General features: G+C 69.5%; 27 protein-coding genes and 1 riboswitch. Of the genes, 18 read left to right on the top strand and 9 right to left on the bottom strand.

Features of this window, described 5'->3' with window-relative positions; all coding sequences use genetic code 11:
• The first annotated feature begins 10 nt into the window (after window positions 1–10).
• The 8 genes from ASF88_RS17805 to ASF88_RS17770 all read left to right on the top strand — a co-directional run bounded on the left by ASF88_RS17805 (window position 11) and on the right by ASF88_RS17770 (window position 11,578).
• Entirely contained in the window at window positions 11–1,258 is a 1,248-nt protein-coding gene (locus tag ASF88_RS17805) for an ROK family transcriptional regulator (RefSeq protein WP_055921928.1), read from the top strand.
• 138 nt (window positions 1,259–1,396) lie between these two features.
• Window positions 1,397–2,749, top strand: a complete 1,353-nt coding sequence (locus ASF88_RS17800) for an extracellular solute-binding protein (RefSeq protein WP_055921925.1) — start codon at window positions 1,397–1,399, stop codon at window positions 2,747–2,749.
• A 1-nt stretch (window position 2,750) separates the two neighbouring features.
• The gene (locus ASF88_RS17795; RefSeq protein ID WP_055921921.1) at window positions 2,751–3,716 is read left to right on the top strand and encodes a carbohydrate ABC transporter permease; all 966 of its coding nucleotides are present in this window, start codon (window positions 2,751–2,753) and stop codon (window positions 3,714–3,716) included.
• Window positions 3,716–4,552 (top strand): carbohydrate ABC transporter permease, encoded by an 837-nt coding sequence (locus ASF88_RS17790; protein WP_055921918.1) that lies wholly within the window; start codon window positions 3,716–3,718, stop codon window positions 4,550–4,552. Before ASF88_RS17795 ends, ASF88_RS17790 begins: the two co-directional genes overlap by 1 nt.
• A 30-nt stretch (window positions 4,553–4,582) precedes the next feature.
• Window positions 4,583–7,597, top strand: coding sequence for an alpha-mannosidase (locus tag ASF88_RS17785; protein WP_055921915.1), 3,015 nt, complete (start codon window positions 4,583–4,585; stop codon window positions 7,595–7,597).
• A gap of 161 nt (window positions 7,598–7,758) precedes the next feature.
• Window positions 7,759–8,415 carry a response regulator transcription factor gene (locus tag ASF88_RS17780; RefSeq protein WP_082519050.1) on the top strand — a complete coding sequence of 219 codons (657 nt, stop codon included), beginning with the start codon at window positions 7,759–7,761 and terminating at the stop codon, window positions 8,413–8,415.
• The gene (locus tag ASF88_RS17775) at window positions 8,412–10,109 is read left to right on the top strand and encodes a hypothetical protein (protein ID WP_055921912.1); all 1,698 of its coding nucleotides are present in this window, start codon (window positions 8,412–8,414) and stop codon (window positions 10,107–10,109) included. Before ASF88_RS17780 ends, ASF88_RS17775 begins: the two co-directional genes overlap by 4 nt.
• A gap of 368 nt (window positions 10,110–10,477) precedes the next feature.
• Window positions 10,478–11,578 (top strand): hypothetical protein, encoded by a 1,101-nt coding sequence (locus tag ASF88_RS17770; RefSeq protein ID WP_055921909.1) that lies wholly within the window; start codon window positions 10,478–10,480, stop codon window positions 11,576–11,578.
• An 83-nt stretch (window positions 11,579–11,661) separates the two neighbouring features.
• Here ASF88_RS17770 and ASF88_RS17765 read toward each other — a convergent pair whose 3' ends face one another.
• On the bottom strand, window positions 11,662–12,228 hold the full coding sequence (locus tag ASF88_RS17765) for a hypothetical protein (protein ID WP_055921907.1): 567 nt from the start codon (window positions 12,226–12,228) through the stop codon (window positions 11,662–11,664).
• Between the two features lie 82 nt (window positions 12,229–12,310).
• Between ASF88_RS17765 and ASF88_RS17760 the strand changes: the two genes are divergently transcribed.
• Entirely contained in the window at window positions 12,311–13,108 is a 798-nt protein-coding gene (locus tag ASF88_RS17760; protein ID WP_162242594.1) for an ATP-grasp domain-containing protein, read from the top strand.
• A 28-nt stretch (window positions 13,109–13,136) separates the two neighbouring features.
• Here ASF88_RS17760 and ASF88_RS17755 read toward each other — a convergent pair whose 3' ends face one another.
• A complete protein-coding gene (locus ASF88_RS17755; RefSeq protein ID WP_055921903.1) occupies window positions 13,137–13,592 on the bottom strand; it encodes an Lrp/AsnC family transcriptional regulator in 456 nt (151 codons plus the stop codon).
• Window positions 13,593–13,674: 82 nt separating this feature from the next.
• Here ASF88_RS17755 and ASF88_RS17750 point away from each other — a divergent pair, with 82 nt between their 5' ends.
• Complete coding sequence (locus ASF88_RS17750; protein ID WP_055921900.1) at window positions 13,675–14,295, top strand: LysE family translocator; 621 nt, start codon at window positions 13,675–13,677, stop codon at window positions 14,293–14,295.
• A 26-nt stretch (window positions 14,296–14,321) separates the two neighbouring features.
• On the opposite strand, the gene ASF88_RS17745 is transcribed toward ASF88_RS17750, so the two are convergent.
• The 5 genes from ASF88_RS17745 to ASF88_RS17725 all read right to left on the bottom strand — a co-directional run bounded on the left by ASF88_RS17745 (window position 14,322) and on the right by ASF88_RS17725 (window position 17,021).
• Window positions 14,322–14,984: an NUDIX domain-containing protein gene (locus ASF88_RS17745; protein ID WP_055921896.1), complete on the bottom strand. Its 663-nt coding sequence runs from the start codon at window positions 14,982–14,984 to the stop codon at window positions 14,322–14,324.
• Window positions 14,981–15,340, bottom strand: a complete 360-nt coding sequence (locus ASF88_RS17740; protein ID WP_055921893.1) for a YciI family protein — start codon at window positions 15,338–15,340, stop codon at window positions 14,981–14,983. Before ASF88_RS17740 ends, ASF88_RS17745 begins: the two co-directional genes overlap by 4 nt.
• A gap of 79 nt (window positions 15,341–15,419) precedes the next feature.
• Window positions 15,420–16,400 (bottom strand): YihY/virulence factor BrkB family protein, encoded by a 981-nt coding sequence (locus ASF88_RS17735; RefSeq protein ID WP_235493542.1) that lies wholly within the window; start codon window positions 16,398–16,400, stop codon window positions 15,420–15,422.
• Entirely contained in the window at window positions 16,390–16,593 is a 204-nt protein-coding gene (locus tag ASF88_RS17730) for a hypothetical protein (protein WP_055921888.1), read from the bottom strand. Before ASF88_RS17730 ends, ASF88_RS17735 begins: the two co-directional genes overlap by 11 nt.
• Window positions 16,590–17,021: a phage holin family protein gene (locus ASF88_RS17725; protein ID WP_055921886.1), complete on the bottom strand. Its 432-nt coding sequence runs from the start codon at window positions 17,019–17,021 to the stop codon at window positions 16,590–16,592. The genes ASF88_RS17730 and ASF88_RS17725 overlap by 4 nt, the downstream gene beginning before the upstream one ends.
• 102 nt (window positions 17,022–17,123) lie before the next feature.
• Between ASF88_RS17725 and ASF88_RS17720 the strand changes: the two genes are divergently transcribed.
• From ASF88_RS17720 to crcB, 3 genes are all read left to right on the top strand, one after another.
• Window positions 17,124–17,648 (top strand): universal stress protein, encoded by a 525-nt coding sequence (locus ASF88_RS17720; protein ID WP_055921883.1) that lies wholly within the window; start codon window positions 17,124–17,126, stop codon window positions 17,646–17,648.
• Window positions 17,649–17,723, top strand: a riboswitch (Fluoride riboswitch).
• Between the two features lie 22 nt (window positions 17,724–17,745).
• Entirely contained in the window at window positions 17,746–18,198 is a 453-nt protein-coding gene (locus tag ASF88_RS17715; RefSeq protein ID WP_055921880.1) for a fluoride efflux transporter FluC, read from the top strand.
• Entirely contained in the window at window positions 18,195–18,572 is a 378-nt protein-coding gene (crcB, locus tag ASF88_RS17710) for a fluoride efflux transporter CrcB (protein WP_055921877.1), read from the top strand. Before ASF88_RS17715 ends, crcB begins: the two co-directional genes overlap by 4 nt.
• A 31-nt stretch (window positions 18,573–18,603) precedes the next feature.
• Here the strand turns inward: crcB and ASF88_RS17705 are convergent, their stop codons facing one another.
• Window positions 18,604–18,957 carry a nuclear transport factor 2 family protein gene (locus tag ASF88_RS17705; RefSeq protein ID WP_055921874.1) on the bottom strand — a complete coding sequence of 118 codons (354 nt, stop codon included), beginning with the start codon at window positions 18,955–18,957 and terminating at the stop codon, window positions 18,604–18,606.
• Between the two features lie 86 nt (window positions 18,958–19,043).
• On the opposite strand from ASF88_RS17705, the gene ASF88_RS17700 reads away from it, so the two are divergent.
• A complete protein-coding gene (locus ASF88_RS17700) occupies window positions 19,044–19,547 on the top strand; it encodes a hypothetical protein (protein WP_055923065.1) in 504 nt (167 codons plus the stop codon).
• Between the two features lie 765 nt (window positions 19,548–20,312).
• Entirely contained in the window at window positions 20,313–20,702 is a 390-nt protein-coding gene (locus tag ASF88_RS20540) for a DUF6941 family protein (protein ID WP_157498421.1), read from the top strand.
• A 50-nt stretch (window positions 20,703–20,752) separates the two neighbouring features.
• Here the strand turns inward: ASF88_RS20540 and ASF88_RS17690 are convergent, their stop codons facing one another.
• Window positions 20,753–21,214, bottom strand: a complete 462-nt coding sequence (locus tag ASF88_RS17690) for a MarR family winged helix-turn-helix transcriptional regulator (protein WP_055921868.1) — start codon at window positions 21,212–21,214, stop codon at window positions 20,753–20,755.
• A gap of 131 nt (window positions 21,215–21,345) precedes the next feature.
• Between ASF88_RS17690 and ASF88_RS17685 the strand changes: the two genes are divergently transcribed.
• The 3 genes from ASF88_RS17685 (at window position 21,346) to ASF88_RS17675 (ending at window position 25,101) form a co-directional block, all read left to right on the top strand.
• Window positions 21,346–22,575 (top strand): MFS transporter, encoded by a 1,230-nt coding sequence (locus ASF88_RS17685; RefSeq protein WP_055921865.1) that lies wholly within the window; start codon window positions 21,346–21,348, stop codon window positions 22,573–22,575.
• A gap of 4 nt (window positions 22,576–22,579) precedes the next feature.
• Window positions 22,580–23,497 (top strand): hypothetical protein, encoded by a 918-nt coding sequence (locus tag ASF88_RS17680; protein ID WP_055921861.1) that lies wholly within the window; start codon window positions 22,580–22,582, stop codon window positions 23,495–23,497.
• Between the two features lie 83 nt (window positions 23,498–23,580).
• A complete protein-coding gene (locus tag ASF88_RS17675; RefSeq protein ID WP_082519048.1) occupies window positions 23,581–25,101 on the top strand; it encodes a chaplin family protein in 1,521 nt (506 codons plus the stop codon).
• Window positions 25,102–25,145: the final 44 nt, after the last annotated feature.

Below are 25,145 nucleotides of genomic sequence, written 5' to 3'. Positions count from 1 at the left end.
AGGAGGAGCCGTGCCCAAGGGAGCGAACCTCCCCGCGATCGCCGCGTTCAACGAGACCGTGGTGCTCGACGCGGTGCGCCGCTCGGAAGGCGGCCTGAGCCGGGTCGAGCTCGCCTCCGTCAGCGGGTTGTCCGCTCAGACGGTCACCAACGTCGTGCGGCGGTTGCTCGCGCAGGGTCTCATCAAGGAGGCCGGCAAGCAGAACGAGGGAAGCCCGGGCAAGCCGCGCACCCTTCTGCGGCTCGACCCGGCGGGCGCCTACGCCGTCGGCGTGCACCTCGACCCGACCGTCATCACCTGCGTGCTGCTCGACCTCGAGGGCGAGGTCGTCGAGCACGATCGGAGGCCCTCGCCTCCGGATGGCGACGCGGAGGCGACCCTGGCGGTGATCCTGGAGGCCATCGGTTCCGTGCTCACGGCCTCCGGTGTCGAGCCCGACCGGGTGATCGGCGTGGGCGTCGCGGCGCCGGGTCCGATCGACGCCGAGACCGGGGTCGTGGTGCGTCCTCCGCTGATCCCGGGCTGGAACGACTTCCACCTGCGCGACGAGCTCACCAGCGCGACCGGACTCCCGTCGCTGGTGGCCAAGGACGTGATCAGTGCGGCCGTCGCGGAGCGCTGGCGCGACCCCGCCGGCGCGAGCAAGGACTACGCCTTCGTCTACTACGGCACCGGCGCCGGCATCGGGCTGGTGCTGGGTGGCGAGGTGTACACCGGGTCGACCGAGAACGCGGGCGACGCCGGTCACGTGCTCGTCGATCCGGGAGGCGCGCTCTGCGCGTGCGGGCGCCGCGGCTGCTGGGGCGAGTCTGTGCGGCCCCAGCGGCTGGTGATGCAGGGCCTCTGGGCGGGCGTCCTCACGCCTCCGGGTGATGAGGAGGTCATCGACGGCGTCGACCTCGACCTCGACGTGGAGGTCGTCGACACGCTGTTCACGCAGCTGACCGCCGCTGCCGACGCGGGGGACGAACGCGCGGCCGGCATCCTGGACCGATCGATCCGCAACACGGCCTTCTATCTGTCGAACCTCGCAGCGCTGCTCGACATCGACCGCGTCGTCTTCGGGGGCCCGTCGTGGTCGCGCGTCGAGCGGCGCTACCTCGAGCAGCTCCCGGCCAGGATGGCCGAGATCGACATGAGCATCCTGACGCATCCCGTCCTGATCCAGGGCACGGAGGTCGGCGAGGACGTTGCGGCCGTCGGCGCCGCGTGCCTCGTGCTCGACGAGACTTTCTCGCCCCGCGTGGGCCGGCTGTAGAGCCTCCGATCGGCGTCCCCCGGGCGAGGGGGAGACGGCAACTTCTACGCAGCTCTTGATCTATAAATCAATTTGATTTATAAATTACGAAGAGTCCGCGGCATGGGAGCCGGAGGACCTCAATGCAAAGGAGCATCGATGAAGCGAAGCAGGGTACTGGCCGCAGCAGTTGCCGCAGCCGCTCTCGTCGCGTTGGCCGGCTGCTCGTCGTCTTCGGCCGGCGGCGATGGCAAGACCATCAAGGTCGCCTTCCAGGATTACGGGTCGGACATCATGTCCAACTTCATGAAGAAGGCCAAGAGCGACTTCGAGAAGGCGAACCCCGGGGACACCATCACTCTGGTGCCGATCAAGGCGGCAGAGAACGACTACTACACCAAGCTCGCCCTCATGAACCGCGCGGCAACGACCGCGCCCGACATCATGTCCGAGGACACCTTCCTCATCCGCGCCGACGCGCAGGCGGGCTATTTGGCGCCGCTCGACTCCTACGTGTCGAAGTGGTCGGACTGGTCGAACTTCTTCGACAACGCCAAGGACGCCGGCAAGGGCGACGACGGCAAGGTCTACGGCATCCCCACCGGAACGGACACGCGCGGTCTCTGGTACAACAAGCAGATCTTCGAGAAGGCCGGCATTCCGACGCCGTGGCAGCCGAAGACCTGGGCCGACGTGCTCAGCGCCGCCAAGAAGATCAAGGCCGCCGACCCCGGCGTGATCCCTCTCAACATCTTCTCGGGCAAAGCCGCGGGCGAGGCGAGCTCGATGCAGGGCTTCGAGATGCTGATGTACGGAGCGAGCGACAAGGGTCTCTACGACGACTCGACCTCCAAGTGGATCACCGGCTCGAAGGCGTTCACCGACTCCCTCGATGTCATCAAGGAGGTCTACCAGGGTGGCCTCGGCCCGAGCCAGGAGGTCACCAGCGACACCAACTACCAGAACACCGTCAACAACCAGCTGGTGCCGCAGGGCAAGCTCGCGATCAACCTCGACGGATCCTGGGCCTCCAACGCGTGGCTGCCCACCGGTGCGACCCCGTGGGCCGACTGGGACAAGGTGATGGGGACGGCCAAGATGCCGACCCAGGACGGCGGCGACCCGGGCTCGATCAGCCTCTCCGGCGGCTGGACCTTCTCGATGGGCGCGAAGAGCTCGGCGAAGGACCTGGCCTGGAAGTTCATCACCTTCCTGACCGACAAGCAGCGGTCGCTCGAGTACAACATCAACACGGCGGGCATCCCGGTGCGCAAGGACGTCGCGGACGACGAGAAGTACAAGACGTCGAACCCGACCTCCGAGTTCTTCTCCTCGCTCGTGGCGGTCACCAAGTTCCGCCCCGCGACGCCGGACTACCCGAAGATCTCCAACGGTATCCAGGTCGCGATGGAGTCGGTCATGACCGGCCAGGCCTCGCCGTCCGAGGCCGCCAAGACCTACGACGACACCGTCGTGGGGATCGTCGGTAAGGACAAGACGGAGTCGAAGTAACGTGACCTCCACTCTGGATGCCGTCGGCTCCGACGCGCGCGGCCGGACCAGCCCGGTCCGGCCGCCGCGCGGCCAGCAGAAGGCACGTTCGCGCGCGCACACCCGGCGATCCCTCGCTCGGGCGGTCCCCTTGGTCCCGGCCATCGGCCTCCTGGTCGTCTTCCTGGTCGGACCGATCCTGTCGTCGTTCTACGGCTCGTTCACGAACATGTCGCTCACCGGCTCGTCGGCCGCGTCGGCGCAGTGGGTGGGCCTCCAGAACTACATCGACCTCTTCAAGAGCCCGGACTTCCCGGTGTCGGTGTGGCTGACGCTGGTGTTCTTGATCGGCTCGGCGGTGATCGGCCAGAACGTCGTCGGCATGGTGCTCGCCCTGCTGATGCGCAGCGGCAGCCGCTGGGTCGGGGCGCTCGTCTCGACGTTCGTCGTCGGCGCCTGGGTGCTGCCGGAGATCGTGGCGGCGTTCGCCTCGTACGCCTTCTTCAGCCAGCACGGCACGCTCAACGCCATCCTCGCCGGCTTCGGCGTCACGGGCCCGTCGTGGCTGTTCGCGTTCCCGATGCTGTCGATCATCCTGGCCAACACCTGGCGCGGCGCCGCCTTCTCGATGCTCGTCTACTCGGCGGCTCTTCAGGAGGTGCCGCCCGAGATCACCGAGGCGGCGGAGGTCGACGGGGCGAACGGCGTGAAGCGGTTCTTCCTGGTGACCCTGCCGATGATCCGGCGCAGCATCTCCACCAACCTCATGCTCATCACGTTGCAGACCCTGTCGGTCTTCACGCTCATCTACGTGATGACCGGCGGTGGGCCGGGCAACAAGAGCATGACCCTGCCTGTGCTGGCCTACCAGGAGGCATTCAAATTCTCGGAGCTGGGCTACGGCACGGCCATCGCGACCATCCTGCTGCTCGTCGGCGCGGCCTTCGCGATCGTCTACGTGCGCGCTCTCAAGACGGAGGTGGACTGATGAAGCTGTCCTCGCCCAACGGCATCGCCCTGAAATGGACGGCCAACATCCTGCTGCTGCTCATCGGCATCGTGTTCGTGCTGCCGCTCGTGTGGGTGGTGCTGGCGTCGTTCGACGGCAGCGCGACCCTGTCGGTCGCGTGGCCGAAGCAGTGGACGATGGAGAACTTCCAGAAGGTGCTCACCCCCGAGCTCGCGTTCGTGCCGCTGTGGAACAGCCTCCTTCTCTCGGCGGGATGCGCCATCCTGACGGTGATCGTCGCCGTGCTGGCGGCCTACCCGTTGTCGCGGTACCGCAATCGTTTCAACCGGCCCTTCCTCTACGCGATCCTGTTCGGGACGTGCCTGCCGATCACCGCGATGATGGTGCCGGTCTACAGCCTGTTCGTGTCGCTCAACCTGATCGACTCGCTCGGTGGGACGATCCTGTTCATGGCGGCCTCATCGCTCCCCATGGCCATCTGGATGACGAAGAACTTCGTCGACTCGGTGCCGATCTCCCTCGAGGAGGCGGCCTGGGTCGACGGCGCGTCCAGCATGAAGACGCTGTGGACGGTGGTGGTGCCGCTGGTTCGTCCCGGCATCGCGGTCGTCTTCATCTATGTGTTCGTCGCTGCCTGGGGCAACTTCTTCGTCCCGTTCGTGCTGCTTCTCAGCCCCGGCAACCAGCCGGCGGCGGTGAGCATCTTCACGTTCTTCGGGCAGTACGGCGCCGTGGCCTACGGCCAGCTGGCCGCCTACTCGCTCATCTACTCCGTTCCCGTCATCGCCCTGTACGTGATCGTGTCCCGCGCACTGGGTGGTTCGTCCGCCCTCGCCGGAGCGGTCAAGGGCTAGCCGTACCTCTTATATAGAAGGAGTCGTCGTTTGTACCAGCAGAACCAGCTCGCCGAGTTGCGGGTCGACCGTTTCGTGCGCGAGCGCCTGACGCCCGCCCTCGAGCGGGCCTCCGTGCCGGTGGCCGTGGAGATGTGGGAGGTGCCGGACGAGCCGGTGCCTTTCGCGGAGGCGGTGCAGGGGTCGTTCGAGCCCTTCGCCGTCGGCCGGCCGTGGGGTCGGCCGTGGGGCACGGTGTGGTTCCGCGTCACCGGTACGGTGCCGGCAGAGTGGGAGGCCGACCCGGCCGAGGTGGAGCTCGTGGTCGATCTCGGGTTCACGGCGGGCCAGGTCGGCTTCCAGGCCGAGGGTCTGGTGTGGGCGACCGACGGGACGATCGTCAAGGCGCTGGAGCCGCTCAACAACTACGTGCGGCTGAACGCGGCGCCGGGGGAGTCATTCGAGCTGTACGTCGAGGCCGCGTCGAACCCGGACGTCGGCTCGGACTGGTCGTTCCGGCCGACGCCGGTCGGCCGCAAGTCGACCGCCCCGACGGCCTCCATCTACACGCTGCGGCGCATCGACGTCGTGCATCGCGACACCGAGGTCTGGGAGCTGATCCAGGACATCTTCACGGTGCGCGGGCTGGCCGCCGAGCTGCCGGAGACGTCGCCGCGCCGCGCCGCCCTGTTCGCCGCGCTCGAGGACGCGGTCGTCGCCGTCGACCCGTTCGCCGTCGCCGCCACGGCCTCCCGAGGGCGTGCCGCGCTCGCCGGCGTGCTCGCCTCTCCGGCGGCGGCCACGGCGCACCGCGTGTTCGCCGTGGGCCACGCGCACATCGACTCGGCCTGGCTGTGGCCCGTGCGCGAGACGATCCGCAAGTGCGCGCGCACGTTCTCCAACGTGCTCGACCTCATGGATCAGGACCCGGACTTCGTGTTCGCGTGCTCGTCGGCGCAGCAGTTCGCGTGGATGCAGCGGTTCTACCCCGAGCTGTTCGAGCGCATCCGGGCGCGCGTCGCCGAAGGCCGGTTCGTGCCGGTCGGCGGGATGTGGGTCGAGTCGGACACCAACCTGCCCGGCTCCGAGGCGCTCGCTCGGCAGTTCGTGGAGGGCAAGCGCTTCTTCCAGGAGGAGCTCGGCTACGAGCCGCGCGAGGTGTGGCTGCCCGACTCGTTCGGCTACTCGGGGGCGCTCCCGCAGATCGCTCGCGAGGCCGGGATGGACCACTTCCTGACGCAGAAGATCTCGTGGAACGAGGTCAACCGCTTTCCGCATCACACGTTCGAGTGGGAGGGCATCGACGGCACCCGCATCTTCACGCACTTCCCGCCGGTCGACACCTACAACTCGATCCTCTCGGGCGAAGAGCTGGCACGCGCCGAACGCAACTTCGCGGACAAGGGGCGGGCGAACACCTCCCTGGTGCCGTTCGGGTTCGGCGACGGAGGCGGCGGCCCGACCCGCGAGATGGTCGCGGCCGCCGCCCGCACGGCCGACCTCGAAGGCTCGCCGACCGTGCGCGTCGCGTCGCCCGCCGAGTTCTTCGCGGCGGCCCGCGCCGAGTTCGACCCGGCCCCGGTGTGGGCGGGGGAGCTCTATCTCGAGTTCCACCGCGGCACGTACACCTCGCAGGCGCGCACCAAGCAGGGCAACCGTCGCAGCGAGGCGCTGCTGCACGAGGCGGAGCTCTGGGCCGCGACGGCGGCCGTGCGCGCCGGCGCCGACTACCCGGCCGACGAGCTGCGGGAGGCCTGGCGCACCGTGCTGCTGCAGCAGTTCCACGACATCCTGCCCGGGTCGTCGATCGGCTGGGTGCACGACCAGGCCGTCCAGAACTACGCGGAGGTCGCGCGCAGCCTGGAGGGCGTGATCGCCCGGTCGCTCGCGGCGCTCGCCTCCGGGTCGGCCGAGGAATCGGGGTCGGCCGGGGAATCGGGCGGCGTCGCGAACGCCTCGCCGTATGTCATCGACGGCATCGCGCCCGGCGGCGCCGGCCTCCCGACGCGCGGAGCGGACGTGCGCGTCGAGCGCGACGGCGACATCCTCCGGCTGGTGAACGACTGGATCGCGGTCACAGTCGACGCCGATGGTCTCATCCCGTCGATCGTGGACGCGGCGAGCGGCCGGGAGGCTGTTCCGGCGGGAACGCGCGCGAACCTCCTCCAGCTGTTCCGCGACACCCCCACCCAGTGGGATGCGTGGGACGTCGATGTCGAATACCGGCTGTCGGGCGAGGACCTCACCGCCGTCGAGTCGCTCGACATCGTGGAGGAGACGCCCCAGCGCGTCACGCTGCAGCTGGTCCGCCGGTTCGGCGACTCCACCGTGACGCAGAAGCTCGCGCTCGCGGCCGGCTCGCCCGCGCTCGACATCGAGACGCAGGTCGACTGGCACGAACGGCAGCGGATGCTGAAGCTCGGCTTCCCCGTCGACGTGCACACGACCTCGGCTCGGTCGGAGATCCAGTTCGGCCACATCGACCGACCGACGCACACGAACACCAGCTGGGACGTCGCGCGGTTCGAGACCAGCGCGCATCGCTGGGTGCACGTGGGCGAGCGCGGCTTCGGCGTCGGCATCGCCAACGACGCCACCTACGGCCACGACATCACCCGCCACTCGCAGGAGGGCGGCGGCACGTACTCCCTGGTGCGGCAGACGCTGCTGCGGGCGCCGCTCTTCCCCGACCCGGAGGCCGACCAGGGGGCGCACACCCTCCGGAGCTCGATCGTGATCGGCGGCGTCGACGCGGCGATCGAGACGGGCTACCGCCTCAACCTGCCGCTGCGTCCGGCCGGCGCCGGCGTCGTGGAGCCGCTGGTGGCCTCCTCGTCGCCCGCCGTGGTCGTGGAGACGGTGAAGCTCGCCGAGGACGGCTCGGGCGACGTGATCGCCCGGCTCTACGAGGCGCACGGGTCGCGTGCGGAGACGACGCTCGCCGTCGGCTTCCCGCACGAGCGCATCGTGCGCACCGACCTGCTGGAGCGCCCGACCGGCGAGGGCGGCGCCACCCTCGCTCTCCGGCCCTTCGAACTCGTCACGCTGCGGTTCGTCCGCGGCTGACACCTGACCGCCCGCCCCGGGCCGCGCGAACCCCGGGGCGGGCAACATCGTCGCCGGCCGTCCGCGGCCGCTCGTTTCGCTCCCGAACTGGGGTGTGCGAGCGGCCGGGAGCGGCCTCCCTGTGCGGTTATCCTGTCCAGACGACGGGGGAGGCGGGCACGATGACGGCGACGTGGCGCAGGCGCGTTCTGGTGGTCGAAGACCACGGCCTGCTGCGCGCGCTCGTCGCCGAAGCGTTCACGCAGCGTGGTTTCGAGGTCGCCGCGGCGTCGTCGGCCGTGGAGGCGCTGCGCGTCGTCGAGGCCGCCGACCCCGACCTCCTCGTGACCGACATCGACCTGGGCTCGCGGCCCAACGGCGTCGAGCTCGCCACGATCCTCCGCGAGCGCGCACCGCACATCGCGGTCACCTTCCTCAGCAACCTGTCCCTGGAGGCTGCGGCCGCCCAGGCGCGCGACACCGTCGCCGGAGCCTCCTTCGTGAACAAGGCCGCGATCACGTCCGTGGACGAGCTGGTCGACGCCGCGGAGGCGGTGCTCGCTGACCAACCCGTCCGCCATCTGAGCGGCGCGGAGGGCGCACAGGGTGCGCTGCTCCGGCTGAGCCCGGCCCAGCGGGAGACCACGCGGCTGCTGGCCGCCGGGCTGACCAACGCGGAGATCGCCCGCCGGCGCGGGGTCTCGGTGCGGGCCGTCGAGAAGAGCGTCGAGCGCGTGTTCCAGGCGCTCGGCCTCGTCGGCGACGATGCGACGGCTCCGCGTGTCGCCGCCGCGACGCTCTACACGGCCACCTTCGGCGATCCGCGGTCGGGGCTGTGAGCGCCGCCATCGCCCGACGCCTGATCGCACAGGCGACGGGACCCTCCGCCGTCACCATCTGGACCTGGCTCGTCACCGCTCCGATCGCGCTGACGGTGATGTCGGGCCTGCAGTACGTGACCGGAGCCCCCTTGGCGGTCGTCGCCGTAGCCACCGTCGAGCACGTCGCCGTCGGCCTCCTCCTGATCGTGCTCCGGCTGCTGCTCACGATCGTCCCGATGGTGACTCGCGCGGAGGTCGTGATCGTCGGCTTCGCGATGATCGGAGTTCTGAGACCCCTCTTGTTCCTCGCCGCCGGGGCGGTGCTGCACATCCCCGTCGCGGCCGGCGACCTCGGCGGCCGGATCCTGATCAACGTGGTCACGACCGTCGCGATGTTCTCGCTGATCGCCGTCGCCGTCCAGCTGGTGCGCGACCATGTCGGCGTCTACCGCCGATTGCGGTCGGCGCAGGAGGCCTCCGCCCGCGACGCCGAGCGCGCAGCGGCCGGGGTGCTGCAGCTCAGACACTCGGCCGTCGACGCCGTGCTGGAGCAGCTGGAGGAGGTGACGTCCGACGCGACCATCCAGGGGATCCACCCGACCGAGGCGGCGAGGCTGCTGCGCGGGCTGGCTGAGGAGGTGGTGCGGCCGGCGAGCCACCGCATCTACGACGAGCCGATCGTCTCTCCCGGCGATGGCGCGGTGCTCGACGATGCGGCCGACGTGCGTCCGGTCCCTCCCCGCGAGTGGCTCGCCTCCGTCTTCGGTGCGATGCAGGCCGCGCCCCCGCTTCCGCTCGCCGTGCTGTTCATCATCCTCGTGCTGCCCTTCGGCATCTGGCAGTACGGTGTGCTCTTCATGCTCCCTCCTCTCGTCTGCGGTTTCGTCGTGCTGGTCGGCGGCAATACCGCGATGGTCCCGCTCGTGCGCCGGACGCCTCCCGCCCTGCGGCTGGTCGTCCTCCTCGCCGGCTACGGCCTGGTGGGCGTCCTGCTCTCCACGACGAGCGAGTTCGTCGTCCGGCTTCTCGGCGGCGATCCCGAGCTGGTCTGGTTCGAGGCCGCCACCTATTGGATCGTGGGCTGCGCCGTCGCGTTCGTCGCCTCCCTCACGGCGCGGGTGCGCCGCGATCAGAGCGAGCTGGAGGCGGCGATCCAGGCGAACATCAGCGCCGCCGCGGCGACCCGCTCGGCCCTCGAGCTCGAGCGCGTCGCACTCGCCCGCCTGTTGCACTCCGGAGTGCAATCGGAGCTGATCGCTTCGGCGTTGGCGCTCGGATCCGGCTCGGGAGAGGACGCGTCGGCCGAACTGCGCGATGTCGTCGACAAGATCCGAGCCGAGCTGCGCGCGCCGCGCATCGAGCCGGAGGCCGCCGATCGCATCGCCGCGCTCGTCGAGAGCTGGGGCTCCGCCATCCCGTTGCGGTCGTCGATCGGTGACATCTGGGACAGGCTGCGCGAGCCGAGCAGGGCGGAGGCCGTGGTCGACGCGATCTCGGAGGGTCTCGCCAACGCGGTGCGCCATGGTGACGGCACACCGGTGACCCTGGAGGTGACTCCGTCTGCTTCGCACGGCGTCGCGGTGCGCGTCGTCTCCGGCGGCGTGCTGTCGTCCGCCCGGCCGGGTATCGGCCTCCGCCAGCTCGCCGAACACGGCGAAGTCGCGCTGCGCGAGAGCGCCGGCCGCGTCGAACTGGTCGTCGCCATCCCGTAGCCGCACGCCCAGTCGTAACAGCCGTACTCGCCCGCGTTCGCGCGGATGCGCGGAGCTAATGTGAGGGTGATCGGACCCCGCTTCCGAGACCAATCCGGGCCCGGGGTGCTTCTGCGTGACCCGAACGCGCGGGATGCGCCCCGCCCCCGGTTCCCCCTGTCCTCTTTCGCCGTTCTTCGACGTTTCGTCGGATCTATTCATCCGCATTGATAGAACGTCCAGCAGAAATGAGGTAGAAATGGTGGGTACGCCTGAAGCCGTCGTCCCCCCCGACGCCTCGACCCGACCGTCCAGGAAGTAACAGCTTGCCCAAGTCGCCTGCCCCTCTGCGGCCTCGCCGCAGTTATCGGGCACCCGTCGTACTCGACGTGGACGCGCAGACGCAGGCCGTCGCCGACCCGGTGACCGACTTCACTCAGGCGGAGTCCCTGGTGCCCGCTGAGACGACTCCGGTGTCCTCGGCTCCTGTGGTGTCGAGCCGGCGTGCCGCTCTGGAGGCCGAGCGCTCGCGCCCGCGCCGCTCTCAGAAGGCCGGTTCTCAGAAGGCCGGCTCACGGAAGGTCGTCCGCGAGCGCGTCGTGGTCAAGCCGACGCGCCCCTCGCGCGCCGAGCGTCGCGCAGCGGCCGCGCAGCCGACGACCGTCCCGGCCACGCACCTCTCGACCGGCCCGTCGGTGGCCGACCCGAGCAACCCGCGTCACCCGCGGCGGGGCATCTTCGTCGAGAACCGCCGGCGTCGGAGCTTCCACGTCTTCGTGCTCGTCGCTCTGACCGCTTTCTTCGGAACCGCGGCGCTGCCCGCGTACGCGACCACGGGCGAGGGCTCGACCGCCGGCGCCGCGCGCACCGCTCTCGCGGTCCAGACGCTCACCGGAGGCGACGCGACCGCCCAGGTCGTGTCGCGCGACGGCCTCGGCATCGCCGAGAGCCCGCAGGCCCTCGACTCGACGACGAACAACTCGGTGTCCCCGACGGTGCAGGCGCTCGCCGTGCAGCTCATGGGCGCCGTCGCGGCCGGCCGACTCGTCGGCTCCACGCCGAACCACATCCCCGAGATCGCCAACCTCGCCGAGGGCAAGGTGGTGCCGAACTGCGGTGTCGACTACCGCGTCCTGCAGGCCATCTCGGTCGCGCTGGACAACTTCAGCCAGGTCGGCATCAGCGACATCAACCGCCGTTGCACCGGCCAGATCGAAGGCGCGGGCACCGACTCCGCGCACTACGCGGACGGCGGCGGACACGCCGTCGACTTCTACCTCCTCAACGGCTCGCCGCTGACCGGAGGCGACGCGCGCTCCGTGCAGCTCATCCACCTCCTCGACCCGCTGGTGCCGAGCGGAACCGGACTCGGCCAGGTCGAGTGCCGCTCGTCCATCAGCCTCCAGAACTTCGCGCCGTTCGACGACACCTGCAACCACCTGCACATCGACTTCCTGAAGTCGTCGGGAGCCACTCTCCGCTACGGGTGAGGTCGGCAGGGCCGCGCCGCCGAAGCGACGCGACCCCGCGCGGTTCCCTCTGTCTTCGCCTCCCGCAGCTGCTCGATCGTGAACTAGCGCCCGGGCTCCGAGAGCTGCTGTAGTTGGTGGCTGATCTCGAGCAGTCGGACGAGCGTGCCGTCGTCTTCCGTCGGTGCAGCAAGGGGGGCTTCTGCGCTGATTCTGCGCAGAGCAGCACTGACGAGCCCGTGCCCGCCATATTTGTTCTCGTTATCGCATTCCCGATACGCCCGAAGGGCTGTGGCTGTCGTGACATTCGGATAGACCAATGCCGCGGTTATCAGCGCGGGAGCGGTCAGCGTTCCGTAGCAATGTGCAAACCCGTTGTGGACCGCACCCGAGAGTCGGGAGTCTGCTCGGGCGATGGCGCACCACGTGGCAACGACCTGAATGCGCCACTGCATGCTGAGCATCGCGCTGATTTCGTCGAGATCGAGTTCGAATGCACGGGCCCGGAGCTCGGGGATCTGTGCGACGGAAGCATCACGGTGAGTTGGATTCTCACGCATCCAGTTCATGTAGAAGGGACGGACGTAACGTGAGAGCCACTCGCTCCCACCCCGTGACTCGATCCACAGCCTCTCGGCCCGAAGGACTTCGCCATCGTCATGCTCTTCCATGAGGTCATTCTCCTGTAACTCGCCCAGCAGATTGCGGGCATGCCCTGGCCCTCGCGTGATCGCTGCCTGCGAAGATGAGCTCATGGAGCGAGAAGTGCCGACGTGGGTGATCGAGGGCAGTGTGTTCCGCGACAACGATGTCGACCTCGCGGACGCGGTGTGGCGCACGGGCGGTTGCGTCGTCGCGTGGCGCGACGAATGGTCCACTGGTCAGGCGGTTCCAGCCCTGACCGGTCCGGTCGTGTTCCATGGTTCGCTCGGCAGCGCCGACGTGGTCGCGCGCGCGGGATGGTGGAGCCCGGGAGCGTTCTGCGCCACTTCCCAGTTCGCCTGCTCCGCGTGGTGGCCGGCAGCGCGGGATGTCCTCCTCACGTCGCGATACACCCTGACCACCGTCGGTGACCTCGTCGCGGCAGGCGCTCCTGATGGCTTCGGCGCCCGCATCTTCGTCCGACCGGACAGTCCGCTCAAGCCATTCAGCGGCAGGGTCCTCGACGCCGACCGCATCACGTTGCAAGCGCTCGATCACGGCTTCTATTACGACGAGACCAGTCTTCCCGTGATCGTCACCCCGGTCGTGGAAGTCCGCGAGGAGTGGCGACTTGTCGTCGTCGGAGACCGGATAGTCGCGGGCAGCAGCTACACCGCCGACGGGCGCAGGGCCGGCGAACCCCTCCGCGCGGACCACCGCGTGTGCGTCTACGGCCAATCCCTCCTGAAGAAGCTCCCGACACCGGACCTCGCATTCGTCATGGACATCGCCGAAGGACCCGACGGCCTGCGCCTGCTCGAACTCAACCCGTTCAGCGGAGCCGACCTCTACGCTTGCGACCGCGACAGCATCGTAAGTTCCCTCCACCAGGCCTTGCTCCACCTGTAGCCCACCCCTGCCCGAGCACGCCCACGCTTCATCCCAGCGGCACTCCCGCGCCCGATCCCAGACGCTTCATCACCAGGGTGGAGGTCATGCGCTGGATGCCCGGGAGGCCGCCGAGCGGCCCGTCGTAGAGCTCCTGGTAGGCGGCGAGGCTCGGGGTGAGGATGCGCAGCATGTAGTCGGGGTCTCCGAAGAGCCGCTCGGCCTCCGTGACGTTCGGGATGGCGACGACGGCCTCCTCGAAGGCGCCGACGGTGTCGGGGTCGGTGCGGCTGATCGTGACGAAGACGATCGCCTCGAACGTGAGGCCGACGGCGGTCGGGGAGACGACTGCCCGGTACTGCTCGATGACGCCGGACTGCTCGAGTTCGCGCACCCGCCGGTGGCATGCGGAGAGGCTCAGCCCCACCCGGGAGGCCAGCTCGGTGACACTGATGCGGCCGTCCTGCTGCAGGGCTGAGAGAATCTCTCGATCAAGGCTGTCCATACAGAAGATTCTCCTACCGATCACGGCGAGTAGTCGCAGATTTCGAAGCACCTTTCGCAGGCTTTCGCGTAGCTTCTCCGCCATGGACCTCGCACTCGTCGCGCAGTTCTGGACCATCGCGGTCCTGCTCGCACTGACGCCCGGAGCCGATTGGGCGTACGTCATCGGCGCGGGTCTGCGCGCGCGTTCGGTGATGCCGTCCATCCTCGGGATGCTGACGGCATATGCCATCGTGATCGCCGCGGTCGCCGTCGGTGTCGGAGCGCTCGTCACGCAGTACCCGGTGGTCCTGACCGTCCTCACCGTGGGAGGCGCGGCCTACCTGATCTGGCTCGGGGTGAACGCCCTCCTCCGCCGAGTCGAGCCGGTCGGCCCGCACGGCGAGCCGATCGCGGGGAGTGCGACGGCGCAGTTCTTGCGCGGCGCAGGCGTCAGCGGGATCAACCCCAAGGGTCTGCTCCTGCTCCTGGCGCTCCTGCCTCAGTTCACGAGCCCGCACGGGATGCCCGCGGCCGCGCAGATGCTCGTGCTCGGCGCACTCCACCTGGCAGACATCGCCGTGATCTACACGGTCGTCGCCCTCCTGGCGCGGCGGCTGCTGCGGTCGCGACCGCGTGCGCTGGTCGTCGTCGCCAAGCTGTCGGGCGCGATGATGGTCCTGATCGGCACCAGCCTGCTCGTGGAGCGGTTCCTGCACAGCTGACGCGTGGCCGACATAGTGCTGACGCGTCAGCGTCCGAACAGGTTCAGCGCCGCCCACTGCAGCAGGATGACCGTCTTGCCGTCGACGATGCGGCCATCGGCGATCATCGCGAGCGCCTCGTCGTAGCTAACCGTCACGGGTTCGATCTCTTCGCCCTCCTCGGCGAGGCCGCCGCCTCCGACGACCTCGGCGGGGAGGTACTCCGCGGCGTAGAAGTGCACGCACTCGGTGACGGAGCCGGGGCTCATGAAGAGGTCGAAGAGGTGCTCGAGAGCGCCGACCTGCACCCCGAGCTCCTCGGCCGCCTCGCGCCGGATGGCCTCCTCGGGCGCATCGCCGTCGAGGAGCCCGGCGGCGGCCTCCACCAGCATGCCGTCGGGGTGCCCGTTGACGTACGCCGGGAGGCGGAACTGGCGCGAGAGCAACAGCGTGCGACCGACAGGGTCGTAGAGCAGCACGGTCGCGCCGTTGCCGCGGTCGTAGGTCTCGCGCGCGTGCGTGGTCCACGCGCCGTCGCGCCCGCGGTAGTCGAAGGTGGTGCGACGCAGGACGTGCCAGCCGTCGGAGACGACCTCCACGTCGCGGATGCGCACGTCGGGGTTGCCGGTGGCGTCCAGACCGGCGCGGTGAAGGCCGGTACGGCCGCGGCTGTCGGGGAGGTCGTGGCCGGGTCGTCCGTCAGCGCTCATGCAGTGAGCGTATCGGGCGTCCCCTCCGAGCGGATGTACGCCCCGATCACCTCGCGGACCTCGACCCCGCCGCCCTGCCAGGTGGCCGGGTTGCGGCGTGCGATCGCGAGCGCGGCCTCCCGGTCGGGGGCCTCGATGATGCCGAGACCGGCGATGATCTCCTTCGACTCCGTGTAGGGGCCGTCGGTCGTGCCCTCGCCCCTGATCGAGGTCGACTCCGTATGCGGTGCGAGTGCGAACGCGGCGACCAGCTCGCCGTCGCGGATCATATCCTCCGAGTGCCGGTCGTGCTCGGCGAGCTCCTCGGGGGTTCCGGCGATGCCGTCGCCGTAGATGAAGATGGCGAACTGAGCCATGGTCGTCCTCTCTGATCGGGTGCTGTCGATCGGTGTCGTTCATCTGAGCGTCGATCGGTGCAGCCCCGGATCGACACCGTCAGCGGAACCGTCGCCGGATCGCCCGCGCCGCCAGGATGTCCGCCGCGTCGGCATCCTCCGCCTTCACGATCGCCTTGTCGGACTTGAGCGGCAACGCCCTGCCCTCCTCGACATGCGCCCCGCGGACCAGCTCCCGCGTGCGGGCGATCTCGGAGTCGAAGACGGCCCCGAGCAGGAGGACGACGTTCGCGATCCAGATCCACAGCAGGAAGACGATGATCCCGGCCAGGGTGCCGTAGGTCTTGTTGTAGCTGCCGAAATTGGCCACGTAGAACGCGAACAGGGCGGACGCGATCCCGAGGGCGACGATGGCGACGACCGCGCCGGGGGTCAGCCAGCGGAAGCGGGGCTGCCGCACGTTCGGCGTCGCCGAGTAGAGCAGGGCGACCAGCAGCACGAGAGCGACGACCACGACCGGCCAGCGGAGGATCGACCACGCGGTCTTCGCGGCTTCACCGGCGCCGATGGCGTTGCCCAGGGCTTCGGCGATCGGGCCGGAGACCACCAGGAGCACGGCCACCACCGCGATCAGGACGAGCGACGCGACGGTGACGCCGAGCTGGACGGGACGGAGGGCGAACGCGCTCCGCCCCTCCCGGACCTCGTAGATCCGGTTGAGCGCACGGCCGAAGCCGCCCACATAACCGGAGGCCGACCAGATCGCGCCGACGATGCCGATCACGAGCGCCCACCCGGTCGCGGGCGAGGACGAGAGACTCTCGATCGGCTGCTTGACCACGGTCAGCATGCCCGGCGCCAGCTGTTCGACCATCCCGAACAGGGCGTCGATGCCGGCCTTGCTCTGGCCCACCAGCCCCAGGATGCTGACCAGCGCGATCATCGCGGGGAACAGCGAGAGGACGCCGAAGTAGGTGAGCCCGGCGGCGAGGTCGGTGCACGCGCGCTGGCCGAAGCTGCGCAGGGTGCGCTTGAGCACGTACCCCCACGGGAGGCGCCGCCAGGAGACGTCAGCGGCCACGCGAGAGCCCTCGCGCCACAAGGGCGGCCGCGCCTCCCACGACGGCGAGGAACACGGCGGCGGAGGCCACCGGGTGGGAACGGATCTGCACGAGCGGGTTGAACGTCGCGAAGAGGTCGTCGAGCGTGGTCGCGAGCTCGTCCCGCGTCTCCTCCAGCTCGAGCTTGAGCGTGTTCATCCCCTTGCCGCTCACGGCTTCTCCCCCCTCAGTGCTTGCGCGTCGGCCTTCAACTCCGGCCCGAGGTCGTCGGGCACCGGCGGCACGCCGCGCTTGAGCATCGCCCGCCCGATGAGAGCGGCGATGATCGCCAGCACGATCAGGATGCCCGCGACGATGAGCGCGGCCAGCCAGGCCGGCACGATGAGCGCGAACGCGAACACGGCGGCCGTGATCAGCACACCCACCGCGAAGAACACGAACACCAGCGCGCCGACCAGCAGTCCCGCGCCGATCCCCGCCGCCTTCGCCTTGGCGGCCATCTCGGCCTTGAAAAGCGCGAGCTCCGCCGCCAGGAGGCGCTTGAGCTGCGCCGTCGCGTCCTTCGTCAACTGCGGCAGCGGCCGCAACCCGCGCGTTGTCCGGCGGCGCTCGCGGGGGAGCGCGGTCTTGTGTTCGCTCATTCCGTGGCCTCCCTGGCTGTCGGTGTCGACCGTACCCCACGGTCGGTGGCGAGCCAAGGGAGGGTCCACCGTCCGGAGCGGGGAATGGTGCACACTAGGGGCATGAGCGGCAACGGCAGCACCGGGTCGGGCGGTGTCCTCGTGGCGGTCGTGCCCGGCCAGCCCACGGCGGTGCTCGACCAGGCGGCCCGGCTCGCGGACGATCTCGACCTGCCGTTGGTCTGCGCCAACGTCGACCCGAACAGGTACCTCGTCTCGAACTACGTCGACGGCACGGTGGTGGCGCTGCCCTACGACCCCGACCTCCCGGAGGTCGAGGATGAGACGTTCGACTCCGAGCTCGCATCCGACATCCGGCGCGTGATGGACGGCCGCGGCGTCCCATACACGCTGAAGCAGCTCGCCGGCGACCCGGCGTGGGCGCTGGCGCGCCTCGCCGACGAGATGGACGCGCGTTACATCGTCGTGGGTTCGCGCGAGGCGGGGCTGCGCGGCAGCCTCCGCGAGTTCTTCAACGGGTCGGTGGCCGTGCACCTCGCGCACCGGCAGCACCGTCCGGTCATCGTCGTGCCGCTGGCGCCGGTCAGCGGATCGCAGGCGCTTCCCTGGGAGGACCCGCCGGTATAGTGATCCAGCGGCGATGGATCTCGCCGGGGCGTGAACGCCCGAACCGCGACGGTCGCTGATAGTTCCTGCGCTTCAATCACTGAAGGGTGGATGCCGCGTGTCCGCGAGAACCCCGTTGCCCGTGCACCTGCACTGGCGGTCCGTGCTCCTCGTCTTCGTCGGCGGTGCCATCGGCACCACGGTGCGGTACCTGCTGTCCGCCGCCGTCCCGACGGTGGGCGGCGTACCGCTCATCACGCTGGTCATCAACGTGACGGGCGCCTTCGTGCTGGGCTGGCTGCTGGAGGCACTCGCCCTGCGCGGCCCGGACACCGGGCGACGACGAGACGTCCGGCTGTTCGCGGGCACCGGGATCCTGGGCGGCTACACCACCTACAGCTCGTTCGCGGTCGACACCGACGGACTGTTCGTCGCGCACAACCCGACGGCCGGCGTCGGGTACGCGGTGGCGACCATCGTCATCGGCGCCCTCGCCTCGGTGGCCGGCATCGGCGCGGCCGCGGCGATCGCCCGACGCAAGGAAGCACGCCGCAAGGGAGCGCGCCGGTGACGCTGTTGCTCGCGCTCGGCGTAGCGGTCGCAGGAGGCCTCGGTGCGGTCTCGCGACTCGTGCTCGACGGCGTGCTGCGCGCCCGCTTCCGGATCGCCTTCCCGTTCGGCACGACGGTGATCAACGTGACGGGGTCGTTCCTGCTCGGGCTCGTCACCGGTGTCGCGGCCGCGCACGGCCTCCCGCCGGAATGGCGCGTGATCCTCGGCACCGGGCTCCTCGGCGGCTACACGACGTTCAGCACCGCCAGCTTCGAGACCGTGCGGCTGGCGCAGCAGCGACGCTACCGGGCGGCGTTCTTCAACGGAGTCGGGATGCTCCTGCTCGCGCTCGCCGCGGCAGGGCTCGGCCTGTGGCTGGGCGGGCTGCTCTGAATTTACTGTCTGCTTCTGAGCCCGGCCGGCGTCAGGCCTCCTGCTCCATCCACCACTCGGTGAACTCCTCCGCACGGCCGTCGGCGGCCAGGCGGATGACCCAGAGGTTCGAGTAGGTCGGGCCGTCGTGGTAGTCGGTGACGCCCTCGACGAAGTACTGCGAGCCGTCCTGGCCGAGCAGCCTCCATTCGAAGTCGACCGAGCCGGGGTCGTCCTGCGCGTCCAGCCAGCCCTCGACGATCTCGAGGTGACCGTCCCAGGGCTCGGCGAACGGCTCCGTGCGATAGCTCGCGTCCTCGGTGAAGAGCGCACGGATGTCGTCAGGGTCGTTGGACTCCCAAGCGGTTCGGTAGCGCTCGATCCAGGTCGTGATCGCGTCGGCCATGCTCACCGTTATACGCCCTGCGTGCGCGGACCCACCAGACTTGACAGTTCCGCGCCGCTTTGCATGTGGGCCGCTACGCTGTGCGCATGACCGGGTTCCTCGCCGAGTGGTCCGATTTCAACGTGGCCGTGGCGGGCGCGGGCGCCGCCCTCGGCGGGCTGCTGATCGTGGCGCTGTCCGTCAACATCCGTCAGATCGCGGAGTCGCGCGGGCTGGCCGCTCGCGCTGGCGCGTCGATCGCGACCCTGATCCTCGGCGTCGCGCTGAGCTGCGCGGCGCTCATCCCGGGTCAGGTGGCATGGGGGTTCGGCCTCCAGGTGCTCGCCGGCACCGTGGTCTGCGGCATCGTGGCGGCGCGATCGGCGATCGCGATCCGGGCGGACGCGAAGGTAACCGGCTACGGGCGTTACGACGCCGAGCGCATCGCCGTCTTCACGCTTCCGCTTCTGTTCGACCTGGTGGGCGGCGTGCTCCTGATCGCCCTCGTCCCGCCGTCGGTCGGGATGGTGCTGGTCTCGGTCGCGACCATCCTGGCGATCGTGACGACGGTGCTGTTCTCGTGGGTCGCCCTCGTGGAGGTTCTGCGCTAGTTACAGCTGCCTTCGCCCGCCTCGACCGGGTGAAGTTGCGAAGGATGTCTGACGAGTTGCTCGCACCTGAAGGGCGAACGCTTCTTTCCGGATGGTGCACGATAGGCGCAATGTCCTTCCTCGAGCACCTTCGCGCAGAATCGCCCTTGACTGGGGCGGATCTTGTGGTGCGCGGCGGTCAGCTGCGTTTCGAGAATGTGGCCGCGTCCGTAGACCGCTGTTATAGCACCCACGGCTTCCATGCGATTTCGACGGGAGCTCGGGCAGGCGCCAGTCTCAACGAGATTTGCGCACGTCCTCCATTGTCGTTGTACGGCGAACATCAGATTGCCAGATTTAGTGCGATCCAACAGCTCGGATGGCCCTATCTGCCGACGGGCAGGGCTCCGCATTGGTCCCTCGTCCTTCCCGGTCCTCTGACGGACGCTCACTGGGAAGACCTGGTAGGACTGTTCAATCCACAGTCTGCAAACGATAATTGGTGATTATGCGACTACTAGCTGATTTCAATGCCGCCGATGAGGATGGCACGTTGGTCGCGACAGTTAGCGACATTCTCGATGGCGCGGCGCGGGTTCCGAACGTCGGCCAGGCGGTTGTCCTTGATGATCAAGAGGGACACACTGTCGAGGCCATCGTAACTAGGGTCAACGCGCCGACTATTGAGTTGCGTTTGATCTGGGCGTCATGGCTTGAGGATCTTGCTGTCAACCGTTCAATCAGCTACGACGATGCGTACCAGGTCGCTTAGTGCACGGGTTCCTTATGCTGTGCGACTTCGCTGAAGAGGTCAACGGCAAGCTCTACGTCATGGGCGGCGGATGGACCAGAGCGTTGAAGCAGTTCGATAGTGTCTCGTTCTCAATCGCCGGCAAGTTATTCATTCCTTGGAACGACACAAACAGAAGGCTCGCGACCCAACTCGCGTTATTTGATGGCGACGGTACTCCCGTCGAAGTGAATGGCGAACGGGTCGTGGTAGACGCGGATCTGGAGGTTGGGCGACCCGCCGGCGTTCTTCAAGGAACCGAGATCGACATTCCGCTGACGTTCCGCTTCAACAACGTGCCGCTTTCTGCAGGTCGCTATCGCTGGGACTTTCGCGTCGCTGATACACACGTCGCGGAAGCGATTTTCGACGTGATAGTACCGTGAGGTGCATTAGACGCTAACTTTGTCCACCAGCCGCGATTGGCTGGGGGCGATCAGAGCGTTGAGGTGCCGGCGAGCGTCAGCTGCGGAAGGGCGTCGAGCAGCGGGGCGAGCTCCGGGATGCGGTGCGCCTCCTGGAGGGCGGCCTCCAGAGCGTCGTCGTGCACCGGCCGCGCCGTGTCGAGCAGCCGATGGCCTCCCGCGGTGAGCTCGGTGTAGATGCCGCGCCGGTCGTCGAGGCAGTCGACGCGGGTCAGGAGGCCGCGCTCCTCGAGCCGGTTGACCAGCCGGGTGGTGGCGGACGGGCTCAGGGCACTGGCCCGCGCGAGCTGCTGCATGCGCATGTGCCAGCCGTCCTGCCTGCTGAGCGCGTCGAGCACGGTGTACTCGACGACGGAGAGGCCGGCCTCGCGGGAGAGCGACCGCTCCAGTTCGTTCTCGATGAAGTTGTGGAGGGCGGCGAGCGTGCGCCACCCCTGCGCGCGCACTTCGACGGCGTCGTCGGCGATGCCCACGGGGTCTCCTCACTGTCGGTAAGACGCGGGGTTGCACAAAGTAATTGCATGTGCAACTATTTATGACGCGTCTGCAAGTAACTATGGTACGCGGTCGCATCCTCCATCCCCGACACTCCCAGGAGTTCCCCATGCCCGCTGGCCTGATCGCACTCGCCCTCGGCGGATTCGGCATCGGCCTCACCGAGTTCGTGATCGCAGGCCTCCTGCCCGACGTCGCCGCCGACTTCCACGTCGACGCCGCCGCGGCCGGGTGGCTCATCTCGGGTTATGCGCTCGCCGTCGCGGTCGGCGCGATCGGCCTGACGGCGGCTGTCACGAGACTGCCGCGCAAGACGGTCCTCCTCGGCCTGATGGTGCTGTTCATCATCGGGAACGCGATCTCGGCGCTCGCGAGCGACTATCCGACGATGCTCGCTGGACGCATCGTCGCCGCGCTCTGCCACGGAGCGTTCTTCGGCATCGGGTCGGTCGTTGCGGCCGGGATGGTCGAACCCGACAAGAAGGCGCGCGCTATCGCGATCATGTTCACCGGGCTGACGGCGGCGAACGTGCTCGGCGTCCCGTTCGGCACCCTGCTCGGGCTGCAGCTCGGCTGGCGATCCACCTTCTGGGCGATCACCGCGATCGGGGTGCTCGCGCTCGTGGGGCTGGCGGTGCTCGTGCCGCGGTCGGCCGGGCGATCTTCCTCAGGAGAGAAGAACGGCACGGGACTGCGGGGCGAGCTGCGAGCGTTCCGCTCCGGCCAGCTGTGGCTGTCCCTCGCCGCGACCGTGCTGGGCTACGGCGGCATGTTCGGCGCTTTCACCTACATCGCCTACACGCTGACCGGTCTGTCGGGATTCCCTGCTGCTGCCGTGCCGTGGCTGCTCATCCTCTTCGGTGTCGGGCTCTTCGTGGGCAACGCCGTCGGCGGCCGGTTCGCCGACCGTTCGATCGACGGGACCTTGATCGTCGTCCTCTCGGCGCTGGCGGTCATCCTGGGGCTCTTCGCCGTGGTCGCTCCGCTGCCGGCCGTCGCGGTCGTCGCGCTCGTGCTGATGGGCGCGACCGGGTTCGCGACTGTTCCGGCGCTGCAGTTGCGCGTGCTCCGCTCCGCGGAGACCGCGCCCACCCTCGCGTCGGGAGCCAACATCGCCGCGTTCAACGTCGGCAACGCGCTCGGCGCGTGGCTCGGCGGCCTCACGATCGCGGCCGGCTTCGGTTACGCCTCACCGCTCTGGGTGGGCAGCGCCATGACGGTCGCCGCGCTGGTCGTGATCGCGCTCGCCTCCTTTATGCGGGAGCGGCACTTCCGTGACGGTAGACAGGGGAGTACAGTCGCAGCTGTCTCGAACGGAAGGCCGACGATCAGGGGGTGATCGTGTGGTGGATGTGCCGGAGCGGCGCTCCTCCTTCACTCCTCTGCGGCTTCTGATCGGGGCTCTCGTCCTCGGCGGCGGAGTCACAGCCCTCGGTCTGCTCTTCGGCGGCGGTGGCGCAAACGCGGCCGAGCCTCCCGCAGCGGAGCCCTTGGGTTCGGTCGTCTCGAGCGTCACGGGCACGGTCGGCGACACCGCTCAGGCGGTCACTTCGGCCGTCGCGCCCGCGTTGCCGGACCCCGTCCGCTCGACGGTCGCTCAGGCGGTCCAGCCGGTGACGCAGGTCGTCGACCACGTGGCCGACGCCGCGCCGGTCGCCGCGGTCGTGACGCCGGTGGCCTCCACGGTGGACCAGGTCGTGGCCGCGACTCCCGTCTCACAGCTTCCGGTCGTGGGTGCGGCCGTCGGTGCGGCGCCGGTGGAGGCCTTGACCTCGCCGGTCAGCGCGGCTGCCGACGATGCGCTCTCTAGCGTGTCCATGGCGCTGCAGACCGCGGTCGCGCCGATCGCGCCGGTCGTCTCGCAGCCTCCGGCCATCGACGCTCCGACGGCGGGTGCGCCGATCGGCGACGCCTTCGTGACGTCCGCGACGGTCGTCGCGGGAGCGGTCGTGCGGGCTTCTCTCGACTCCGGGCCGCCGCTCGGTTCCTCCTCGTCGCCTCTCGGCTCCGGGTCGTCTGCGGCGTCCGCTCCCGGCGGTGCGCCTCCTGGCGGCTCCGGCCTGCCGTCCCCTGGCGTGCCGTCCGGTTCGCCGGGGGCAGGTTCTTCTGGAGGTTCGTCCGGCGGCGCTGCGCCGTCGGCGGCCGTCACCGCGGATGCGTTCGCGGCCGGGGCCTCCACGCGCGTCGGGCGCGCCGCGCTGCCGGCCGGTGACGCCCTCCCCGCTTCACCCCTGTTCGACCACGACATCAGCCCCGACTGAGTGGGTCGCCGTCTGCCGCTCGGCAGAACGCGACCCGAGCTCCCGACCGGGAGTTCGCAGACACTCATTCGAAAGGCTGAACGATGAACAAGTACGTTTCGAGAGGGTTGTGGTTCACCCTCTGCGTCGGAGGGCTCTGGCTCGCCGGCACCGCGGCGGCGAACGCTGCGGAAGCACCTTCCACGACCGGATCCGGTGGCGTGGCCTCCGGAGCCCAGGCCGTCGTCGACGCCACCGTGCCGGTGAATGTCACCGGCAACGGCATCGCCCTGCTGGGCGACTCGAGTTCGACGGGGCCGGCCTCGCCGGCCCCCGCTCCGGCTCCGGCTCCTGCCGTGTCGGCTTCGACCAGCGGTCTCGACGGGGTGGCCAGCGGGGAGCAGGCGCTGGTCAGCGTCTCCGTGCCCGTCGCGGTGACGGGCAACGCTGTGAGCGCAGCCGGTGACGCGGGCCCGAGCGCGAGTCCGGGCTCAGGTTCGACCGCGAGCGCAGGCAGCACTCCGAGCGCTGCGCCGGCCCCGGACCTCACCACCAGCGGAACGGACGGCGTGCTGTCCGGAGTGCAAGCGCCCATCGCTGTCTCGGTGCCGGTGACGGCGGCCGGGAACGCGGTGAGCGTGCTGGGCGATGCGGGTTCGTCGGGTTCGTCAGCGACGACTCCGGCGCCGACTGCCTCGGGCGCGACGACCTCCGGCAGCGATGGCATTCTGTCCGGTGCGCAGGTGCCGGTCGGCGTGGCCGCTCCGGTGACGGCCTCCGGCAACGCGGTCAGCGTCCTGGGCAACGCGGGTTCGTCGGGTTCGTCGGTGACGGCATCGCCGGCTCCGGCCACGAGCACTTCGGGCGCGACGACGTCGGGCTCGGATGGTGTGCTCTCCGGGGTTCAGGTGCCGGTCGGGGCTTCGGCTCCGGTGACGGCCTCCGGAAACGCGGTCAGCGTTCTGGGTGACGCGGGCACGTCCGGGTCATCGGCCACCGTCCCATCCGCTCCGGCGACCTCGGGAGGATCGACCTCCGGAACCGGGGGTGTGGGATCCGGGGCTCAGGTTCCGGTTTCCGTGTCCGTTCCGGTGGCGGCGTCCGGTGACGCGGTGAGCGTGCTGGGCGATGCGACGAGCAGTGGTTCGACCGGCTCGACCGGTTCGACCGGCTCGGGCTCCACGCCGGTGGTCTCGACCACTGACGGAAGCGGAGGTCTCCTGGGCGGGACCCAGCTGCCGGTGAGCGTGTCGCTTCCGGTCACGGTCGGCGGCGACGCTGTCGCGGTGCTGGGCGACAGCACCACCAGCGGATCCACGACGGGAACCACCGGCCCGACGACGCCGACCACGCCGACCGGCACCACGGGCCCGGACACGGGCGCTGTCGGTGGCAGCACCGCCGACGGCACCGCGACCGGCCAGGTCACCGCGACCGGCCAGGTCGCCGCGGCCGCCTCGACGGGCGCGACCACCCTGCTGGCCGCGTCCGACGCCACGTCGGCTCTCGCGTCGACCGGCTCGGACGCCCTCACCCTCGGCGCCCTCGGCGCCCTGCTCGCGCTGCTCGGCACCCTGGCGGTGTTCGGCACCGCGAACCGTGAGCGTCGCCACCACACGCGATGACACGGGAGGCATGACCACAGGATGAGGCGACGGGGGCTGTCCGG

The sequence above is a fragment of the Leifsonia sp. Leaf336 genome, from assembly GCF_001423695.1.
Taxonomy (GTDB): Bacteria; Actinomycetota; Actinomycetes; order Actinomycetales; family Microbacteriaceae; genus Leifsonia.
Note: the sequence above shows the minus strand (reverse complement) of the source record. Positions and strands in the feature narration are given on the sequence as shown.

Coding starts and splice junctions, on each gene's coding strand:
- ASF88_RS17740 (WP_055921893.1), bottom strand. CDS start 15,340: ATGGCTCAGTTCGCCATCTTCATCTACGGCGACGGCATCGCCGGAACC.
- ASF88_RS17705 (WP_055921874.1), bottom strand. CDS start 18,957: ATGGCCGACGCGATCACGACCTGGATCGAGCGCTACCGAACCGCTTGG.
- ASF88_RS17725 (WP_055921886.1), bottom strand. CDS start 17,021: ATGAGCGAACACAAGACCGCGCTCCCCCGCGAGCGCCGCCGGACAACG.
- ASF88_RS17755 (WP_055921903.1), bottom strand. CDS start 13,592: ATGGACAGCCTTGATCGAGAGATTCTCTCAGCCCTGCAGCAGGACGGC.
- ASF88_RS17700 (WP_055923065.1), top strand. CDS start 19,044: ATGACCGGGTTCCTCGCCGAGTGGTCCGATTTCAACGTGGCCGTGGCG.
- ASF88_RS17685 (WP_055921865.1), top strand. CDS start 21,346: ATGCCCGCTGGCCTGATCGCACTCGCCCTCGGCGGATTCGGCATCGGC.
- ASF88_RS17675 (WP_082519048.1), top strand. CDS start 23,581: ATGAACAAGTACGTTTCGAGAGGGTTGTGGTTCACCCTCTGCGTCGGA.
- ASF88_RS17745 (WP_055921896.1), bottom strand. CDS start 14,984: ATGAGCGCTGACGGACGACCCGGCCACGACCTCCCCGACAGCCGCGGC.
- ASF88_RS17780 (WP_082519050.1), top strand. CDS start 7,759: ATGACGGCGACGTGGCGCAGGCGCGTTCTGGTGGTCGAAGACCACGGC.
- ASF88_RS17760 (WP_162242594.1), top strand. CDS start 12,311: ATGGAGCGAGAAGTGCCGACGTGGGTGATCGAGGGCAGTGTGTTCCGC.
- ASF88_RS17720 (WP_055921883.1), top strand. CDS start 17,124: ATGAGCGGCAACGGCAGCACCGGGTCGGGCGGTGTCCTCGTGGCGGTC.
- ASF88_RS17800 (WP_055921925.1), top strand. CDS start 1,397: ATGAAGCGAAGCAGGGTACTGGCCGCAGCAGTTGCCGCAGCCGCTCTC.
- ASF88_RS20540 (WP_157498421.1), top strand. CDS start 20,313: ATGCTGTGCGACTTCGCTGAAGAGGTCAACGGCAAGCTCTACGTCATG.
- ASF88_RS17765 (WP_055921907.1), bottom strand. CDS start 12,228: ATGGAAGAGCATGACGATGGCGAAGTCCTTCGGGCCGAGAGGCTGTGG.
- ASF88_RS17790 (WP_055921918.1), top strand. CDS start 3,716: ATGAAGCTGTCCTCGCCCAACGGCATCGCCCTGAAATGGACGGCCAAC.
- ASF88_RS17750 (WP_055921900.1), top strand. CDS start 13,675: ATGGACCTCGCACTCGTCGCGCAGTTCTGGACCATCGCGGTCCTGCTC.